The organism is bacterium, from assembly GCA_017744355.1.
GTDB lineage: Bacteria > Cyanobacteriota > Sericytochromatia > S15B-MN24 > UBA4093 > JAGIBK01.
On the sequence record JAGIBK010000021.1, the window covers coordinates 1 to 802 of the forward strand.

General features: G+C 70.3%; 2 pseudogenes. One reads left to right on the forward strand and one right to left on the reverse strand.

Annotated features, from left to right (window positions below):
• Positions 1-359: pseudogene (locus J7643_19945) on the reverse strand (prolyl oligopeptidase family serine peptidase).
• On the opposite strand from J7643_19945, the pseudogene J7643_19950 reads away from it, so the two are divergent.
• Positions 360-802 (forward strand): annotated as a pseudogene (locus J7643_19950) (prolyl oligopeptidase family serine peptidase).

The window sequence follows — 802 nt, forward strand, 5'->3', positions numbered from 1 at the left end:
TAGGTGACCGGGATGTTCTTGGCCTTCATCGCCTCGACGATCTGGTCGCTCTCGGCCTGCTTCACCCGCGGGTCGTTGGCGCCCTGGCCGATCAGCAGCGGCCGCACGATCCTGTCGGCGTGGGTCAGCGGCGAGCGCTCGGTCAGCCACTTCCTGCCTTCCTCGGTGCGCGGGTCGCCCATGCGCCGGGCCAGCTGCTCGTAGAAGCTGGCCCAGTACGGCGGCACGGTGGCCAGCAGCGTGGCGAGGTTGGACGGGCCGACGATGTCCACGCCGCAGGCGAAGGTGTCGGGGGTGAAGGTCAGGCCGGCGAGCGTGGCGTAGCCGCCGTAGCTGCCGCCCATGATCGCGACCTTGTCGGCGATGGCGAGTGGGCCGGCAAGATGCACGACGACCTGATCGACGCGGTGCAGTGGGCGGTCGGCCAGGGCATCACCACCGCCGACAAGGTCGCGATCATGGGCGGCAGCTACGGCGGCTACGCCACGCTCGCCGGCCTGACCTTCACCCCCGACACCTTCGCCTGCGGCGTGGACATCGTCGGCCCGTCCAACCTCGCCACGCTGCTGGCCACCGTGCCGCCGTACTGGGCCAGCTTCTACGAGCAGCTGGCCCGGCGCATGGGCGACCCGCGCACCGAGGAAGGCAGGAAGTGGCTGACCGAGCGCTCGCCGCTGACCCACGCCGACAGGATCGTGCGGCCGCTGCTGATCGGCCAGGGCGCCAACGACCCGCGGGTGAAGCAGGCCGAGAGCGACCAGATCGTCGAGGCGATGAAGGCCAAGAACATCCCGGTCACCTA